Source organism: Vogesella indigofera (genome assembly GCF_003633895.1).
Lineage (GTDB): Bacteria > Pseudomonadota > Gammaproteobacteria > Burkholderiales > Chromobacteriaceae > Vogesella > Vogesella indigofera.
The window spans coordinates 16024-33520 of sequence record NZ_RBID01000014.1 but is presented as its reverse complement, the minus strand read 5'-3'; the positions used below and the strand labels follow the sequence as shown (position 1 = coordinate 33520).

At 55.3% G+C, this 17497-nt stretch carries 18 protein-coding genes; 10 read left to right on the top strand and 8 right to left on the bottom strand.

Going from position 1 to position 17497, the window contains the following annotated elements:
* Nucleotides 1–127 precede the first annotated feature (127 nt).
* The 8 genes from C8E02_RS08260 to groES form a co-directional block, all read right to left on the bottom strand.
* Nucleotides 128–547 carry a ClpXP protease specificity-enhancing factor gene (locus C8E02_RS08260; RefSeq protein WP_120810422.1) on the bottom strand — a complete coding sequence of 140 codons (420 nt, stop codon included), beginning with the start codon at nucleotides 545–547 and terminating at the stop codon, nucleotides 128–130.
* A 9-nt stretch (nucleotides 548–556) separates the two neighbouring features.
* A complete protein-coding gene (locus C8E02_RS08255; protein WP_047966749.1) occupies nucleotides 557–1159 on the bottom strand; it encodes a glutathione S-transferase N-terminal domain-containing protein in 603 nt (200 codons plus the stop codon).
* Between the two features lie 153 nt (nucleotides 1160–1312).
* Entirely contained in the window at nucleotides 1313–2074 is a 762-nt protein-coding gene (locus tag C8E02_RS08250; protein ID WP_047966750.1) for a cytochrome c1, read from the bottom strand.
* A gap of 13 nt (nucleotides 2075–2087) precedes the next feature.
* Nucleotides 2088–3425, bottom strand: coding sequence for a cytochrome b (locus C8E02_RS08245; protein WP_047966751.1), 1338 nt, complete (start codon nucleotides 3423–3425; stop codon nucleotides 2088–2090).
* A 15-nt stretch (nucleotides 3426–3440) separates the two neighbouring features.
* Nucleotides 3441–4025, bottom strand: coding sequence for a ubiquinol-cytochrome c reductase iron-sulfur subunit (gene petA / locus C8E02_RS08240; protein WP_047966752.1), 585 nt, complete (start codon nucleotides 4023–4025; stop codon nucleotides 3441–3443).
* A gap of 124 nt (nucleotides 4026–4149) precedes the next feature.
* On the bottom strand, nucleotides 4150–4893 hold the full coding sequence (locus C8E02_RS08235; protein ID WP_120810639.1) for a Nif3-like dinuclear metal center hexameric protein: 744 nt from the start codon (nucleotides 4891–4893) through the stop codon (nucleotides 4150–4152).
* A 136-nt stretch (nucleotides 4894–5029) separates the two neighbouring features.
* Complete coding sequence (gene groL / locus C8E02_RS08230) at nucleotides 5030–6673, bottom strand: chaperonin GroEL (RefSeq protein WP_047966753.1); 1644 nt, start codon at nucleotides 6671–6673, stop codon at nucleotides 5030–5032.
* Nucleotides 6674–6721: 48 nt separating this feature from the next.
* Nucleotides 6722–7009, bottom strand: coding sequence for a co-chaperone GroES (gene groES / locus C8E02_RS08225; protein ID WP_047966754.1), 288 nt, complete (start codon nucleotides 7007–7009; stop codon nucleotides 6722–6724).
* 258 nt (nucleotides 7010–7267) lie between these two features.
* On the opposite strand from groES, the gene C8E02_RS08220 reads away from it, so the two are divergent.
* The 10 genes from C8E02_RS08220 to C8E02_RS08175 all read left to right on the top strand — a co-directional run bounded on the left by C8E02_RS08220 (nucleotide 7268) and on the right by C8E02_RS08175 (nucleotide 17483).
* Complete coding sequence (locus C8E02_RS08220; RefSeq protein ID WP_170152127.1) at nucleotides 7268–8281, top strand: Wzz/FepE/Etk N-terminal domain-containing protein; 1014 nt, start codon at nucleotides 7268–7270, stop codon at nucleotides 8279–8281.
* A gap of 508 nt (nucleotides 8282–8789) precedes the next feature.
* A complete protein-coding gene (locus tag C8E02_RS08215) occupies nucleotides 8790–9851 on the top strand; it encodes a Gfo/Idh/MocA family protein (protein WP_120810420.1) in 1062 nt (353 codons plus the stop codon).
* Nucleotides 9848–10315 carry an acyltransferase gene (locus C8E02_RS08210; RefSeq protein ID WP_082133688.1) on the top strand — a complete coding sequence of 156 codons (468 nt, stop codon included), beginning with the start codon at nucleotides 9848–9850 and terminating at the stop codon, nucleotides 10313–10315. Before C8E02_RS08215 ends, C8E02_RS08210 begins: the two co-directional genes overlap by 4 nt.
* Nucleotides 10316–10327: 12 nt before the next feature.
* Complete coding sequence (locus C8E02_RS08205; RefSeq protein ID WP_120810419.1) at nucleotides 10328–11443, top strand: DegT/DnrJ/EryC1/StrS family aminotransferase; 1116 nt, start codon at nucleotides 10328–10330, stop codon at nucleotides 11441–11443.
* On the top strand, nucleotides 11440–12429 hold the full coding sequence (locus tag C8E02_RS08200; protein ID WP_047966758.1) for an NAD-dependent 4,6-dehydratase LegB: 990 nt from the start codon (nucleotides 11440–11442) through the stop codon (nucleotides 12427–12429). Before C8E02_RS08205 ends, C8E02_RS08200 begins: the two co-directional genes overlap by 4 nt.
* A gap of 7 nt (nucleotides 12430–12436) precedes the next feature.
* Nucleotides 12437–13588, top strand: coding sequence for a LegC family aminotransferase (locus tag C8E02_RS08195; protein WP_047966759.1), 1152 nt, complete (start codon nucleotides 12437–12439; stop codon nucleotides 13586–13588).
* Nucleotides 13585–14220 carry an acetyltransferase gene (locus C8E02_RS08190; protein WP_120810418.1) on the top strand — a complete coding sequence of 212 codons (636 nt, stop codon included), beginning with the start codon at nucleotides 13585–13587 and terminating at the stop codon, nucleotides 14218–14220. The genes C8E02_RS08195 and C8E02_RS08190 overlap by 4 nt, the downstream gene beginning before the upstream one ends.
* Nucleotides 14217–15221: an N-acetylneuraminate synthase gene (gene neuB / locus C8E02_RS08185; RefSeq protein WP_120810417.1), complete on the top strand. Its 1005-nt coding sequence runs from the start codon at nucleotides 14217–14219 to the stop codon at nucleotides 15219–15221. The genes C8E02_RS08190 and neuB overlap by 4 nt, the downstream gene beginning before the upstream one ends.
* Nucleotides 15218–16387 carry a UDP-N-acetylglucosamine 2-epimerase gene (gene neuC / locus C8E02_RS08180; protein WP_047966762.1) on the top strand — a complete coding sequence of 390 codons (1170 nt, stop codon included), beginning with the start codon at nucleotides 15218–15220 and terminating at the stop codon, nucleotides 16385–16387. Before neuB ends, neuC begins: the two co-directional genes overlap by 4 nt.
* A gap of 40 nt (nucleotides 16388–16427) precedes the next feature.
* Entirely contained in the window at nucleotides 16428–17483 is a 1056-nt protein-coding gene (locus tag C8E02_RS08175) for a nucleotidyltransferase family protein (protein ID WP_120810416.1), read from the top strand.
* The last annotated feature ends 14 nt before the right edge of the window (nucleotides 17484–17497 follow it).

Here is a 17497-nt window from a genome sequence, read left to right as displayed (position 1 = left end):
GGACTGGATAGCCAGTAACCAGTCCGCAACCGAGTCAGACCGCCTGCGGGCAACCTTGCCGCTGGTGCGACAAAAAAAACCGCCCCACTTCGGGCGGTTCTTTCATTGCCAGCGACAGCCGCATGACTTACTTGACGATACGCAGGTGCGCACGCGACGGCTTGTCCTTGCCGCTGACCGCGGTGTCGGTCGCGGCCGACTCCGACTCGGCAGCCGGCTGCGGCCGCTCGCCAGTGACCGGTTCCAGCTCGAAGCCCATGCCCTCGCCGGTTTCGCGCGAGAAGATGGACAGCACATTGCCGATCGGCACCCAGATGTCACGGCTGACGCCGCCAAAACGCGCCGAGAACGACAGCCAGTCATTGTCGATCTGCAGGTTCTTGGTGGCGTTGTAGCCGATGTTGAGCACGATCTCGTTGTCTTTCACGAACTCCAGCGGCACCGTGACACTGCCATCGACATGCACCACCAGGTACGGTGTCTGCTCGTTGTCGGTGCACCACTGGTGTAGTGCGCGGATCAGGTAGGGCTTGGTACTGGTCGACACGGCGGTCCCTTACTTGCGCATGGCTTTTTCAGCCGGGGTCAGCGAATCGATGAACGACTGGCGCTGGAACAGGCGCTCGGCGTACTTCAGGATCGGCGCCGCGCTCTTGCCCAGGTCGATGCCGTAGTGCTCCAGACGCCACATCAGCGGCGCGATCGCCACGTCGATCATCGAGAACTCTTCGCCGAGCATGAACTTCTGCTTGGCGAAAATCGGGGCGATGGTCACCAGACCGTCGCGGATGCCTTCGCGGGCCTTGGTGGCTTCCTTGCCGCTGGCACCGTTTTCCAGCGCCTTGACGTGTACGAACAGCTCCTGCTCGAAACGGAACAGGAACAGGCGCGCACGGGCACGCATCACCGGATCGGCCGGCATCAGTTGCGGGTGCGGGAAGCGCTCGTCGATGTACTCGTTGATGATGTTGGATTCATGCAGGATCAGGTCGCGTTCGACCAGCACCGGTACTTCGTTGTACGGGTTCATCACAGCCAAGTCTTCCGGCTTGTTGTGGATATCCACGTCGATGATCTCGAAGTCCATGCCTTTCTCGAACAACACGATGCGGCAGCGCTGGCTGAAAGGGCAGGTAGTACCGGAGTAGAGGGTCATCATGGCGGATTGGATTCCTTAAAGCGGGCAAGTTGATGAAATAACAGGCAATTTTAACACTTTTGACTTGACAATTACCAGAAAAGTTTCACAAGCCATTGATTGCAAACAAAAAAGGCGATGCCGCAGCATCGCCTTTTTTCTGTCAAAGCCCGCTTAGTGCACGTCTTTCCAGTATTCCTTCTTCAGGAAGTAGGCCAGCGGCAACAGCAGCAAGGACAGGAACAGCAGCACCATGTAACCGATTTGCTGACGCTTGACCTGCATCGGCTCGGCCATGTACACCATGAAGTTGGTCAGGTCAGCCATACGCTTGTCAAACTCGGCGGTGTTGGCCTTGCCGTTTTCCAGCTTGGTCAGCGTGCCGGCCTTGACCAGCTTCAGCTGGTGCTCTTCGTGGCCTTCCGCATTCTTCACGGTTTCCAGCACCTGCTCACCCTGCCAGTTCCACAGGATGTGCGGCATGCCCACCTTGTCGAACACCAGGTTGTTCCAGCCGGTCGGACGGCTCTCGTCGCGGTAGAAACCGCGCAGGTAGCCGTACAGGTAATCGGCGCCACGCGAACGCGCGATCACCGACAGGTCCGGCGGTACCGCACCGAACCATACCTTGGCATCCTTCTTGTCCATCGCCACGTTCATCTGCTCGCCGATCTTGTCCGTCGCCAGCATCAGGTTGCCCTTGATCTGGTCTTCGGTCAGGCCGATTTCGGTCAGACGGTTGTAGCGCATGGCGCTGGCCGAGTGGCAGGACAGGCAGTTGTTGACGAAAATCTGCGCACCGCGCTGCAGGCTTTCCGTGTCCTGGACGTTGATCGGCGCTTTTTCCAGCGCCGGACCGGCCGCAGACGCAAATGCGCCGGCAGCAGGAACAACGAGGGCGACAGCGGCGATCAGTTGACGAATAGTCTTGTTCATAGTGCCCCCTCTATCAGATGAATTTCGCAAACAGGGTTGCGGCCACCAGCGTCACGACCACCAGTACTGCGAAGCGTACCTGACGGGCAGGCGTGCTCATGGTGACGCGAGTCGGAACCGGGGTCGAACCCACATCATTCTTGGTGTAGAACGGCATGGCCAGGAAGAATGCGAAGTACACCACAGAGAAAATCTGGGCCACGAGCGTCCGCACGTTGGTCGACGGCAGTGCACCAAGGATGCCAAGACCGATGAAGCTGATGATGAACAGCACCAGCATGGTCTTGAACTTGGAGCCGCGATAACGGATCGACTTCACCGGCGACTTGTCCAGCCACGGCAGGAAGGCGATCAGCACCACGGCGGCACCCATCGCCAGCACGCCCCAGACCTGGGTACCGGCAAACGACGGTACCGCACGCAGAATGGCGTAGAACGGGGTGAAGTACCATACCGGCGCAATGTGTGCCGGGGTCTTCAGCGGATCGGCCTGGTCGAAGTTAGGATGCTCCAGGAAGTAGCCGCCCATCTCCGGTGCGAAGAACACGATCGCGGAGAACACGATCAGGAACACGGCCACACCCAGCACGTCTTTCACGGTGTAGTAAGGATGAAAAGGAATGCCGTCCAGCGGAATACCCTTGTCGTCCTTCAGCTTCTTGATCTCGACGCCGTCCGGGTTGTTGGAGCCGACTTCGTGCAGTGCGATCAGGTGGGCCACCACCAGCGCCAGCAGGATCAGCGGTACCGCGATCACGTGCAGCGCGAAGAAGCGGTTCAGCGTTGCGTCGCCGACCACGAAATCACCACGGATGAATACCGACAGGTCCGGACCAATCACCGGGATCGAGGCAAACAGGTTGACGATCACCTGCGCGCCCCAGAACGACATCTGGCCCCACGGCAGCAGATAGCCCATGAATGCTTCCGCCATCAGGCACAGGAAGATCAGGGTACCGAACACCCACACCAGTTCGCGTGGCTGCTTATAGGAACCGTAGATCAGGCCGCGGAACATGTGCAGGTACACCACCACGAAGAACATGGATGCGCCGGTGGAGTGCATGTAACGGATGACCCAGCCGCCGGCCACGTCGCGCATGATGTACTCGACGGAAGCAAACGCCACCGGGATGCCGGCGCCGTTCAGGGTACCGTCCGGCTTGTAGTTCATGGTCAGGAAAATGCCGGTCACGATCTGGATCACCAGCACCAGCATCGCCAGGCTGCCGAAGAAGTACCAGAAGTTGAAGTTTTTCGGCGCGTAGTATTCGGTAACGTGCTCTTTCAGCATCGACGACAGCGGGAAGCGGTCATCAATCCAGTTAAGCACTTGTTGTCCTTTGCTCATGTGTTCTCCCCTCGCTTATTTGTCGTCGCCAATCAGCAGACGGGTATCGGACATGTATTTGTGCGGCGGGACTTCCATGTTCTTCGGCGCCGGCACACCGTTGTAGACACGGGCGGCCAAGTCGAACTTGGAGCCGTGGCAAGGACAGTAGAAACCACCGACCCATTTCGGACCCAGATCGGCAGGCGCCAGATCCGGACGATGGGTTGGCGAACAGCCCAGGTGCGTACAAATACCTACCGCGACCAGAATCTCCGGCTTGATGGAGCGGGTCGCGTTCTTGCAATATGCCGGCTGTTCCGGCGATTCCGATTTCGGATCCAGCAGTTCGCCTTCGATGGTCGCCAGGTTCTTCAGCTGCTCCGGCGTGCGGGACAGCACCCACACCGGCTTGCCACGCCATTCGACGTTGATCTTCTGGCCCGGCTCCAGCTTGCTGATATCGACCTCGACCGGCGCACCAGCAGCCTTGGCACGCTCAGAAGGTGCAAAGCTCATCAAAAACGGCACAGCCACCCCGGCTGCCGCCACACCACCAACCGCGCTGGTGGCCACCGTCAGAAAGCGACGGCGCCCCGTGTCAACGTGTTGTTCACTCATTACAGTCATCCTCAAACGTGGAAACCGAGCTCTAAACTTAAAACCTCGTAATTCTACCTGATTACCGGATGGAACTTGAAGCACAGCGACGACAAATCACCTGATTGACGTCATGGACATCGCATTAAACCGGGTTGTACAGGTCAATAAACTGCACATTTAGCGCACATTCCGTCGCCAGCCATTCACCCAGTGCTTTTACACCATAACGCTCGGTCGCATGATGACCTGCCGCAAGAAATACGACACCGCTCTCTTCGGCAAGGTGCAGATTCTGCTCGGAAACCTCGCCGGAAATGAACACATCCACCCCCAGCGCGATCGCCTGCTCGAAATAGCCCTGCGCGCCGCCGGTACACCACGCGATGTGGCGGGCACGGCGCTGCGCGTTGCCCAGCAGCAGCGGCGTGCGCCCCAGGCAGCTGGCCAGCTGCGCGGCAAAGTCCGCGGCGGTGCCCTGCCCCCAGTCGCCCTGCCACAGCAAGGGCTCCGTCGCGGTCGGCTGCGGGTTGGCAATGCCGAGCTGCCGCGCCAGCTGCGCGTTATTGCCCAGCTCGGGGTGGGCATCCAGCGGCAGGTGGTAGGCCAGCAGGCTGATGCCGTGCTGCAGCAGGCTGGCGATGCGCTGGCGCTTGATGCCGACGATCGGCGCCGCCTCGTTTTTCCAGAAATAGCCGTGATGCACCACGATGGCATCGGCCTGCGCCGCGATGGCGGCGTCGATCAGCGCCTGCGAGGCGGTAACGCCGGTCACGATCTTCCTGACCTCGCTGCGGCCCTCCACCTGCAAGCCGTTGGGGGCGTAATCCTTGAACCGTGCCGGCTCCAGTTTGGCGTCGAGCACCGCCAGCAATTCCGTCAATTGCATGATCATCTCCTTGAATTGCCGCCATTGTGCCAGAGCAGCGCCGGAAAACAATGCGGCCAACCTTGCCGCAAGGTTGGCCGCAATAAAAAACCCCACGCCGTAGCGTGGGGTTTCCAGGTCGCGGAAGCGAGGCTGCTTACATCATGCCGCCCATGCCGCCCATACCACCCATGCCGCTCATGTCCGGCATCGCTGGCTTGTCTTCCGGCAGTTCGGCAACCATGCAGTCGGTGGTCAGCATCAGACCGGCGATGGACGCCGCATTTTGCAGTGCAGTGCGGGTCACCTTGGCTGGATCCAGCACGCCCATTTCCAGCATGTCGCCGTATTCGCCAGACGCCGCGTTGTAACCGAAGTTACCCTTGCCTTCCAGCACCTTGTTCACCACCACCGATGGCTCGTCACCAGCGTTCTGCACGATCTGGCGCAGCGGGGCTTCGATCGCCTTCAGCACGATCTTCACACCGGCGGCCTGGTCGGCGTTGGAGGTAGCCAGGCTGGTCAGGGTGGAGCGGGCACGCAGCAGGGCAACGCCACCGCCAGGCACCACGCCTTCTTCAACGGCAGCACGGGTCGCGTGCAGCGCGTCTTCGACACGAGCCTTCTTCTCTTTCATTTCCACTTCGGTGGCAGCACCAACCTTGATCACGGCCACACCGCCGGCCAGCTTGGCCACGCGCTCTTGCAGCTTTTCACGGTCGTAGTCGGAAGTTGCGGCTTCGATCTGCTGGCGTACTTCGGCCACGCGTGCCTGGATGGCAGCAACGTCACCGGCGCCGTCGATGATGGTGGAGTTTTCCTTGCCAACTTCAACGCGCTTGGCTTGACCCAGCATTTCCAGGGTCACTTTTTCCAGGGTCAGGCCCACTTCTTCAGCGATCACGGTACCGCCGGTGAGGGTGGCGATGTCCTGCAGCATGGCCTTGCGACGGTCGCCGAAACCTGGCGCCTTCACGGCAACTACTTTCAGGATGCCACGGATGGTGTTCACCACCAGGGTGGCCAGCGCTTCGCCTTCCACGTCCTCGGCGATGATCAGCAGCGGGCGGCCGGACTTGGCCACCTGCTCCAGTACCGGCAGCAGGTCGCGGATGTTGGAGATTTTCTTGTCGAACAGCAGGATGAACGGATTGTCCAGGGCGGCGATCTGTTTTTCCTGGTTGTTGATGAAATACGGGGACAGGTAGCCGCGATCGAACTGCATGCCTTCCACCACGTCCAGCTCGTTGTTCAGCGATTTGCCGTCTTCAACGGTGATCACGCCTTCCTTGCCGACTTTTTCCATCGCGGTGGCGATGATGTCGCCGATATCGCTATCGGAGTTGGCGGAGATGGAGCCAACCTGGGCGATTTCCTTGGTGGTCGCGCATGGCTTGGCGATCTTGGCGATCTCGCCGACCAGGGCAATCACGGCCTTGTCGATACCGCGCTTCAGGTCCATCGGGTTCATGCCGGCAGTCACGAACTTCATGCCTTCGTGCACAATGGCCTGGGCCAGTACGGTGGCGGTAGTGGTGCCGTCACCGGCCACGTCGGAAGTCTTGGAAGCGACTTCTTTCACCATCTGCGCGCCCATGTTCTCGAACTTGTCCTTCAGTTCGATTTCCTTGGCAACCGATACACCGTCCTTGGTGATGGTTGGCGCGCCGAAGGAGCGATCCAAGACCACGTTGCGGCCTTTCGGGCCGAGGGTCACTTTTACGGCATCAGCCAGCACATTGACACCCACCACCATCTTGGCGCGGGCGGAATCACCAAAGCGTACGTCTTTTGCAGCCATGTTCTTCAATCTCCAGAATTCAGTTCAATAAAACGGTAACGGGTCGGATTACTCGACGATGCCCATTACGTCTTCTTCGCGCATTACCAGCAGCTCGTCGCCGTCAACCTTGACGGTCTGGCCGGAGTACTTGCCGAAGATAACCTTGTCGCCGACTTTCAGTTCCAGAGCGCGACGCTCGCCGTTTTCCAGAATCTTGCCGTTACCAACCGCAACGACTTGGCCCATGTCCGGCTTTTCAGCAGCGGCGCCAGGCAGAACGATACCGGAAGCTGTCTTCTCTTCAGCCTCAAGGCGCTTGATAACAACACGATCGTGTAAAGGACGAATTGCCATTGATCTCTCCTAATAGCAGTGGCTGTTGAAAGATGAATACCTATCAAAGCAGCAGATTGACCGAGCGACTGGCACTCGGCGCTTGCGAGTGCTAATGGTAGGGATGGGGTGGGTGGTTTTCAAGAGGGGGTGATAAACTTTTCACGCAAGACACTAGCACCAATGGCATGCATACACCATCCGGGTATGGCACAATACCCGACAGCTTCCGGCAGTTTGGCTGGCAAAATTAAGTATTCAGATTGCTCTGAAACAGAAATGACTACAAATACACACCGCTCATACGAAGACGACGAAATCAATCTGACCGAACTTTTGGTCAAACTCTGGCAAGGCCGATGGGCGGTTGCAACTACAACGGGGTTAGGGTTGGTGCTTGCGAGCCTTTATGCCATAACTGCACCTCAGGTATGGATAGCCAGTGCCACGCTTGCTCCACCATCTTATGAGCAGATGGGCGACTACTACTTGGTCAAAACACAGCTGGATAGCACACCATTCTTCAAAAGTGCTAAAAAGCTCCCTACAATTACGCTGGATCAATCCCCCCCCACAACCCCCCCAAAAACTGGCGATGAAATAAGCGATCAATTATTCGAGTCGATGCAACTACTATTAGATACGACACCAGAAGTAACAGTCTTGCGTCCAGATCGCCGCAAGCAACAACTTTACCAAGTACAGGCTAGTGCCACAAACCCAACTGCAGCCCAGCAAAAACTAACCCACATCCTGACAAAAATTAATCGCCAGCTTGCAGATCAAAAAACACGGGAGTTACGCAGTCAATTGGCCTTGCTGCAGCGTTCACTTCGTAGCGAACTGGAGATCATCGCCAGGCAAGCACGTGCCGCGCGAGCACAAGAGCTTGCATCAACCCACCAAGCGCTAGACAGTGCCAAGCGAGCAAATCTTGTGCACTTTGAAGGTAGCAACTACACCGGGCTGGATACCCCTAGCATGCGCTACCTGCTAGGCAGCAAACTATTGCAGGCAAGACTTGCCACGCTGAAGCAATCAAGCCCAGACTATCCTCCGCGTTATTACGAAGTAACCACGCAGCTAGCAGACATACAGGAACTCCCCCAAATTCAGACAGGTAACCTTGCAGGCTTTCAGCTTGTGACGTCCCCCACCGCATCCGACAAGCCGTCCAGCCCAAAAGGTATATTAGTAATAGCCTTGGGCATAGCTGGAGGTCTGCTACTAGGCTGTGCTCGGGTACTTTGTCGAGACCCACTAGTACGTCTACAAGCTAAACTGAGGCATTGAGTGACAAAAATATAGCGGCCTACGGAATGAAAACCGATGCGTCCAGTACGTCTGCATTACCTGCTTGAGCCGGGGTAATTCAATGAAAATTGCTAGGGTTGTTCTAGTTTTCATAACGGATCACCAAAAAAACCACAGGAAGATTACGTACCGCTAATACTTACTTGGCCATGCGAGTGGTGCACCTCAATGAACTAGACCCCTCGACAGCCACCCATGGGTTGGATAGGTAGCAAAATATAGACGGAACATGCCTTTATCGCCTTATCATGAAACTAGGGGTGGACAACTTCAAGCCGCCCTCCATTCAGGATGGTTATAAAGTGGACAAAAGGAGTTTAGATATAAAAACTTGCCACACCGTCACAAATTATAAACCCTGTTTCAATAGAAAAATTAACCTGACGTTATCACAAGATTGAAACGTCAAACAAAATCAATCCGGCCTGATAAAAACAATCAGACCCCACAATAAATTTCTCACTTATTGAATAAGGCGAGCACTCTCATGTTGAAATTTGCACTGATTGGATGCGGCAGAATTGCCAAAAGACATGCCGAGCTTCTTGGACTCAAGCAAATTGAAGGCGCGCAGTTAGCCGCAGTTTGCGATCTTTCCCCGTCAAAAGCCAAGTCGATCGGTGATCGCTTCTCTGTGCCATATTACACAGATATGCATCAGATGATGCAGGAAAAAGATATTGATGCCGTAGTTGTCTTGACTGAAAGTGGCAACCATGCACGGAACGTGGTGGATCTGGCGCAATATGGCAAGCATATCATCGTTGAAAAGCCCATGGCACTGACACTGGATGATGCCGATGCCATGATTCGCGCCTGCGACAATGCCGGCGTTAAGCTGTTTGTCGTCAAGCAGAATCGCTTCAACGTTCCCGTCGTAAAACTGCGCGAAGCCCTGGAGCAAGGCCGCTTTGGCAAGCTCATCCTGGGCACGGTGCGCGTGCGCTGGTGCCGCCCCCAGGAGTACTATGATCAAGCGCCCTGGCGTGGCACTTGGGCCATGGATGGTGGCGTACTCACCAACCAGGCAAGCCACCATGTAGATATGCTTGAGTGGATGCTAGGCGAAGTGGATAGCGTGTTCGCCCGCAGCACCACCGCTCTGGCAAAAATCGAAGCGGAAGACACCGCGGTGGTAACGCTCAAGTTCCGCAATGGCGCACTTGGCATTATCGAAGCCACTACCGCGGTACGCCCCAAGGATCTAGAAGGTTCCATATCTGTACTGGGGGAAGGAGGCACAGTCGAAATCGCCGGCTTCGCTGTCAACAAAATGAAGGTCTGGAACTTTGTTGAATCCATGCCGGGCGACGATGCAGTCATGGAAACGTATTCGGTCAACCCGCCGAATGTGTATGGCTTTGGCCACCAGGCTTACTATGAGCACGTAGTTGACTGTATCAAAAACAATCGCCGGCACCTTGTAGATGGACTGGAAGGACGCAAGAGTCTCGAGCTGATCAATGCCATTTATGAGTCCATCGAAACCGGCAAAGAGGTTCACCTGCGCTTTCGTCCCCAGCACTGCAAACTGGGTGGCTCGTTTTGAACGCACCCAAACTACGCGAAGCCGGAATTGTTGATGTTGCGTTTGGTGAGAATGTCGTGGTCGTTCAACCAGTCAATTTGTACGGCAGTTCCATTGGCGATGATGCTTTCATTGGCCCCTTCGTCGAGATACAGCGTGGCGTAACAATCGGCAAACGCACCAAAATCCAGTCTCACAGCTTTATCTGTGAACTGGTGGAGATTGCCGACGACTGTTTCATCGGCCATGGCGTGATGTTCATCAATGATTTATTCAGCAACGGCGGCCCCGCGCGTGGTGATAAGTCTTTATGGCTAGGCACCAAAATTGGTAAAAATGTTTCCATCGGCAGCAATGCAACTATTTTGCCAGTGTCGATCTGCGACAACGTCGTTATTGGCGCAGGCTCGGTGGTAACAAAAAATATCGATATACCAGGGATTTATGCCGGCAACCCTGCCCGCCTCACCAAAAAACAGAATTGAAATTAGCAAACCATGAATATCCCATTTGTAGATTTGCATGCCCAACATACAGGCATCAAGACTGAAATTGATTCGGTTATCAGCGATGTGATCGAAAAGTCACTTTTCGTCCGTGGCCCGTATGTAGACAAGTTCGAGCAGATGTTTGCCGAGTTGATGAATCGCCAACACTGCGTCTCCTGCGCCAACGGTACCGATTCGCTCTACATCGCCATGATTGCGCTGGGCGTCAAGCCGGGGGATGAGGTCATCGCCCCCGCACACTCCTGGATCTCCACCACAGAGACTATCACCCAAGCCGGCGCCAAAGTTGTATTTTGTGACACCGAGCCAGACACTTTCACCATTGACCCGCGCGCCATCGAGGCCAAGATTACGGCGAAAACCGTCGGCATCATTCCCGTGCACCTATACGGCCAAGCTGCCGACATGGAGCCGATCATGGAAATTGCCCGCAAGCACAAGTTATGGGTGTTGGAAGATTGTGCCCAGGCGCATCTTGCCCGCTACAAGGGCAAGTTGGTTGGCACCTTCGGTGATGCGGCTTCCTTCTCCTTCTATCCGGGTAAAAACCTTGGAGCCATGGGCGATGCCGGTGCTGTCGTCACCAATGATTCCGCACTGGCGGAAAAGATGGCAATGTTCGCCAGGCATGGCGGCCTTCGCAAAGGAGATCACCAGATTGAGGGCATCAATAGCCGGCTGGATGGAATCCAGGCGGCCATCCTGTCGGTCAAACTACTGCACCTTCCCGCCTGGACCGCGCAGCGCCAGAATCGTGCCCAGCGCTACAGCGACTTGCTCTCCAGCGTCGCCAGCATCGAAACCCCACATGTGGCCGATGGCCGCGATCATGTATGGCATCTCTATGTGATCAAACATGAGCAGCGGGACGAGCTTGCACAGCATCTGGCAGCCAAAGGCATTCAGACAGTCATCAACTACCCGGTCGCCCTGCCTTTCCTGCCGGCGTATCGCCGCTTCGAGCACCAGCCTGCCGACTTTCCAAATACGTATACCAACCAGTCACGCATCCTGTCGCTTCCCATTTATCCGGAGTTGACGGATGCGCAAATGGATTATGTGGTGGCTGCTATTACCGAATTTTGCGAGAAAACCGAATCATGAGCACGCTCAAGAAAGTCTTGGTTACCGGTGCTGATGGCTTCATCGGCTCCCACCTGACCGAGTTGCTGGTAAAAGAAGGTTATGCTGTCCGGGCACTTTCCCAGTACAACTCCTTCAACCACTGGGGCTGGCTGGAGGACGTCGAGTGCCGCAAGGAAATCGAGGTGCTTAACGGCGACGTGCGTGACCCGCACTACTGCAAGCACATTACCAAAGACGTCGACCTCGTCTTCCATCTGGCCGCCCTGATTGCGATTCCCTATTCTTATGTGGCCCCAGATAGCTATGTTGACACCAACATCAAAGGGACGCTGAACATTTGCCAGGCCGCGCTGGAGAATGGGGTGCAGCGCGTCATTCACACCTCGACCAGCGAGGTGTACGGTACTGCACAGTATGTACCGATCGACGAAAAGCACCCCCTTCAGCCGCAATCCCCGTATAGCGCCTCCAAAATCGGCGCGGATGCCATGGCGATGAGCTTCTTCAACACCTTCAACCTACCACTGACGATTGCAAGGCCGTTCAATACCTATGGCCCGCGCCAGTCTGCCAGGGCAGTAATTCCCACCATCATCAGCCAGATTGCCAGTGGCAAGAAGCAGATCAAACTCGGGGATATTACCCCGACTCGCGACTTCAACTATGTAACCGACACCTGTCGCGGCTTCCTTGCCTTGGCGCGCTGCGATAAGGCGATAGGCGAGACGGTCAACATTGGTTCCAACTTTGAAATCTCCGTCGGGGACACCCTGAATCTCATCCGTGAACTGATGCAGAGCGATGTGCAATTCATCACCGATGAGCAGCGTATCCGCCCCGAAAAGTCGGAAGTATTCCGCCTGTGGTGCGACAACCGGAAAATCCGCGAGCTGACTGGCTTCGAGCCGGAATACAGCATTCGGGACGGTCTGCAATCCACCGTGGAATGGTTTACCCACCCCGAGAATCTGGCCAAGTACAAGGCCGATATTTACAACGTCTGAGCCCGCTATGTTCGACTCTCTCATCCGGTTTGTTCGCGAACAATACCAAACCAACGAGTTTATTCCGCTGCACGCGCCGGTGTTCATGGGTAATGAGCGGGAATACGTCGTGAAAACCATCGACTCAACCTTCGTTTCCAGTATTGGCGCCTATGTGGACCGCTTTGAGAGCGAAATGGCTGCCTATACCGACAGCCCGCGCGCCGTCGCCACAGTTAACGGCACCGCGGCGCTGCATATCGCCTTGCTGCTGGCAGGCGTGAAACAGGGGGATCTAGTCATTACCCAGCCCCTCACGTTTGTCGCCACCTGCAATGCGATTGCTTACTGTGGCGCAGAGTCGGTGTTCGTCGATGTAGATCGCGACACCATGGGACTGTCACCCGCGGCACTGGCAGACTGGCTGGAAACCAATGCACTGCTACACGATGACGGTACCTGCCGCACTAGGGATGACGGCCGTGTGATTCGTGCCTGCCTGCCGATGCATACCTTCGGGCACCCAGCCGACCTGGACGGACTGGTAGCCGTGTGCCAACGCTGGCATCTGGCCCTGGTGGAAGACGCCGCCGAATCACTCGGCAGCCTCTACAAGGGACGGCACACTGGCACATTCGGCCTGGTCGGCACCCTGAGTTTCAATGGCAACAAGATCATCACCACCGGCGGTGGTGGCATGATTCTGGCCAATGACGAACTCGGTCGGCGGGCAAAGCACATGACCACCACGGCCAAACAACCCCACCCCTACGAATACGTGCATGACGAGGTCGGCTACAACTACCGGTTGCCCAACCTGAACGCGGCACTAGGCTGTGCCCAGCTTGAGCAACTGGAAAGTTTCGTCACCAGCAAACGTCAGTTGGCCGCACGCTATGCCGAAGCCTTGAAGAACAGCGATCTCCGGTTTGTCTCCGAGCCGGCAGATTGCCGCTCGAACTACTGGCTCAATGCCGTGCTATGCGACGACCACGAACACCGGGATGCCTTACTGAAGGAAACCAATGCGCAGGGCGTCATGACCCGTCCGATCTGGGCGCTGATGAATCGCCTGCCCATGTATTCGCATTGCAGGCATGGCGAGCTGGACAATGCCAAGTGGCTGGAAGCACGCGTCGTCAACCTACCAAGCAGCGTGCGAACGGAAGTCCGGTCATGAAACGCATCGGTATCTTCGGCACATCCGGCATGGCCCGCGAAACAAGGGATATAGCCCATGCACTGGGCTATGACGCAGTTTTTGTGGCCCGCTCCGCCGCCGAGCGTGCGGCATTCAGCGATAGCGGAGATGTGATTCTCGAATCCGACGTAGGCAGCTACAAGGACATGCCTTATGTCATAGGTGTCGGAGAGGGTGCTCTGCGCGCAAAAATTGCGGTGCGCCACGCCAATATTATCCGTTTTGGCAATCTGATTCATCCCAGCGCCACATTTGGTTGCGGCCAACGTCAGCACATCGAAACCAGAAGCGGCGTTATCGTATGCGCCGGCGTGCGATTCACCAGTAACATTTCAGTTGGTGATTTCACCCTTTTTAATCTCAATGCAACCATCAGTCACGATTCCGTCATTGCCGATTACGTCACCGTTTCTCCAAACGCCTGCATTTTGGGCAATGTCAGCATCGGGGAGGCTGCCTGGATTGGTGCTGGCACCATCGTCAATCAAGGCAGTAATGATAGAAAGGTCACTATCGGAAAAAATACCTTAATCGGCTCCGGGGCAGTAATCATCGCCGATTGCGATGCGGATTCTGTCTATGTAGGCGTTCCTGGCAGGAAAATAAAATGAAGACTCTCATCATTGCCGAAGCTGGCGTTAATCACAATGGCGACATGGCGCTTGCCAAGCAGCTCATCGCGGCGGCCGCGGCAGCCGGGGCCGACCTGGTCAAGTTCCAGACATTTCAAGCCAAGAAAATCGTTGCAGCCACGGCACCCAAGGCTGATTATCAAAAGAAGACCACGAGTGTAGATGAGAGCCAACTGGAAATGATCCGTAAACTGGAACTTTCCCGAGCGGATCACGAAGCACTCATCGCCGAATGTAAAAAGTATGGCATCGGTTTCTTTTCCACCGCCTTCGACTCGGAAAGCCTTGAGCTACTAAGCGAGCTGGGCTGCCTGGAAATGATCAAGATTCCTTCCGGCGAGCTAACCAATCTGCCGCTGTTGCGCCAGATGAGCAAGCTCGGCAAACCCATCCTGCTATCCACCGGCATGGCCAATCTGGCCGATATCGAAGCTGCGATCGAGGCCATCGAAGCCAATGGCATATCGCGCAGCCTGATTACGGTTCTGCATTGCACTACCGAGTACCCCACGCCGATGGAGGAGGTTAACCTCCGCGCGATGCTCAGCATCAAGCAAGCATTCAGTGTTGAAATCGGCTACTCGGACCATACGCCAGGCATTGAGGTGCCGATTGCCGCGGTGGCCTTGGGCGCACGGATCATAGAAAAGCACTTTACGCTGGATTGCAATTTGCCTGGCCCCGATCACCGTGCCAGCCTGGAGCCACAACAGCTCGCGGAAATGGTTCGCGGCATCCGCAATATCGAGCGTGCATTGGGTGACGGCATCAAGCGCCCAAGCAAGAGCGAACTTAAAAACAAGCCAATTGCCCGCAAATCAATCGTGGCACTTCACGATATCAAGGCAGGGGAGCTGTTCAGTACGGAGAACCTGACGACCAAGCGGCCTGGCACGGGTATTTCGCCCATGAAATGGGATGACGTCATCGGAAAAGCTGCACCCCGAGACTTTGCCACCGATGAACTGATCGAACTATGAGCCGCAAAATTTGTGTGGTCACCGGCACGCGCGCCGAATTCGGGCTGCTGCGATGGCTAATGCAGGAAATCAAGAATACACCCGACCTCACCCTGCAGGTGGTCGCCACCGGCATGCATCTGTCCCCCGAATACGGTCAGACATACTGCGAGATCGAGCAGGCGGGATTCGTCATCGACCAAAAAGTGGAAATGCTATTGGGGGCCAATAGCGCAAGCGCCATTACCAAATCGATCGGTTTGGGCACCATTGGTTTTGCCGATGCCTATGCCAACTTGAAGCCAGATCTCATCGTTGTGCTTGGCGACCGCTTCGAACTACTCTCAGCGGTTACTGCGGCGCTGATTGCCGGCATACCAGTGGCTCACTTGCACGGAGGTGAGACCACTGAGGGTGCCTTCGACGAAGCCATCCGGCATTCAATTACCAAAATGTCACATCTGCATTTTGTTGCCGCATCCGACTATGCCCGTCGGGTAATCCAGCTGGGCGAACAGCCGGAGCGGGTCTTCCTTGTTGGCGGCTTAGGAATAGATGCCATAAAACGAAGCCAGCTGTTGGATCGCAAATCACTAGAAGAGGCATTGAACTTCAAGCTGGGTAAAAAGAATCTGCTGGTAACCTTTCACCCGGTAACTCTGGATGAGCAAAGCTCTGCCTGCCAGATGCAAGCCATGCTGGCTGCACTTGCAGAGCTGCAGGACACTCACCTGATCTTTACCATGCCGAATGCTGATACTGGCGGGCATGAGCTGACGGCAATGCTGGAGAACTTCACCCGCAGTCGACCGCATACCCGTCTGTATTCATCGCTGGGCCAAATGAGATACTTGTCTTGCATGCAATTCATCGATGGTGTCGTTGGCAACTCATCAAGCGGACTCGCCGAAGCGCCGAGCATGCACATCGGCACTATCAATATTGGAGATAGACAAAAAGGCCGGCTATCTGCCAGCAGTGTCATCCACTGCGCCCCCAATCTGGAAAGCATACGGATGGCCCTGCAGCAACTGTACCACCCAGCCTTTAGGGCAACACTGCCACTCACGGTAAATCCATATGGTGATGGGGGAGCATGTGAAAAAATCGTTGAAGTAATGAAAAATTGGCCACTCGAAGGGTTAATAAAAAAGAGATTCTACGATCTACCACTACAGGCCATATAAACAAAACACTAGCACCTTTACCTAAAGCTCGCCCACGAAAATGAATACTGGTTATGAATTACATCCTTGGCAAACAACCCTAGTACCACTAGGCTCAACGATTCAGCAAGCCATTCATAGTCTTGAAACATCTGGCATGCAAATCGTGTTAGCTGCGACAGAAGATAATAAGCTTGCAGGCACCCTGACAGACGGAGACATCCGTCGGGCGTTCCTGAAAGGGCTGACTCTTGATAGCACCATCGATAGTATAATTCATCGCACTCCTCTGGTGGTGCCACCTGAAATTGGCCGAGAGAATGTTCTGCAACTCATGAAGGCCAACAAAATCCACCAGTTGCCGATAGTGGATAACGAGGGCAAAATTATCGGGCTCCACGTTTTGGACTCAATTATCACTCCTGCCCTGCTCAGCAATCGAATGGTCATCATGGCAGGAGGCAAAGGTACCAGGCTGCGCCCACACACTGAGAACTGTCCCAAACCGATGCTGGAAGTCGGAGGCAAGCCGATGCTGGAGCACATTATTGAACGTGCCATGGCAGATGGTTTTCAAAATTTTTCCATTTCTCTGCACTACCTCGGCAGCATGATTGAAGAACATTTTGGAGATGGCAGCAAATGGGGAGTCAATATTGAATATCTGCGTGAGGAATCACCACTTGGCACAGCGGGCTGTTTAAGCATCATGCCTAAAATCCCGGATGTACCATTTATCGTAACCAACGGTGATGTACTGACCGACATTCACTACAAGGACATTTTAGACTTCCACATTCGTTACAGTGCAACAGCAACAATGGCCACTCGCCAGCACGAAATTCAAAATCAGTTTGGCGTCGTAAAAATAAAAGGAATTGAAATAGAGGGCTTTGAAGAAAAGCCAATCTATCACAGTCATATAAACGCTGGAATTTATGCACTAAATCCTGAGGCTTTGCACTACCTGAACGCAAACCAGCACTGCGACATGCCAACACTATTCGAGCGGATAAAACAAAATACCGGTCGTACAATCGTTTATCCAATGCATGAACCGTGGTTAGATGTTGGCCGGCCGGATGATTTAATTGAAGCAAGAAAAAAGCAAAAATAACAGCAGAGCCAATA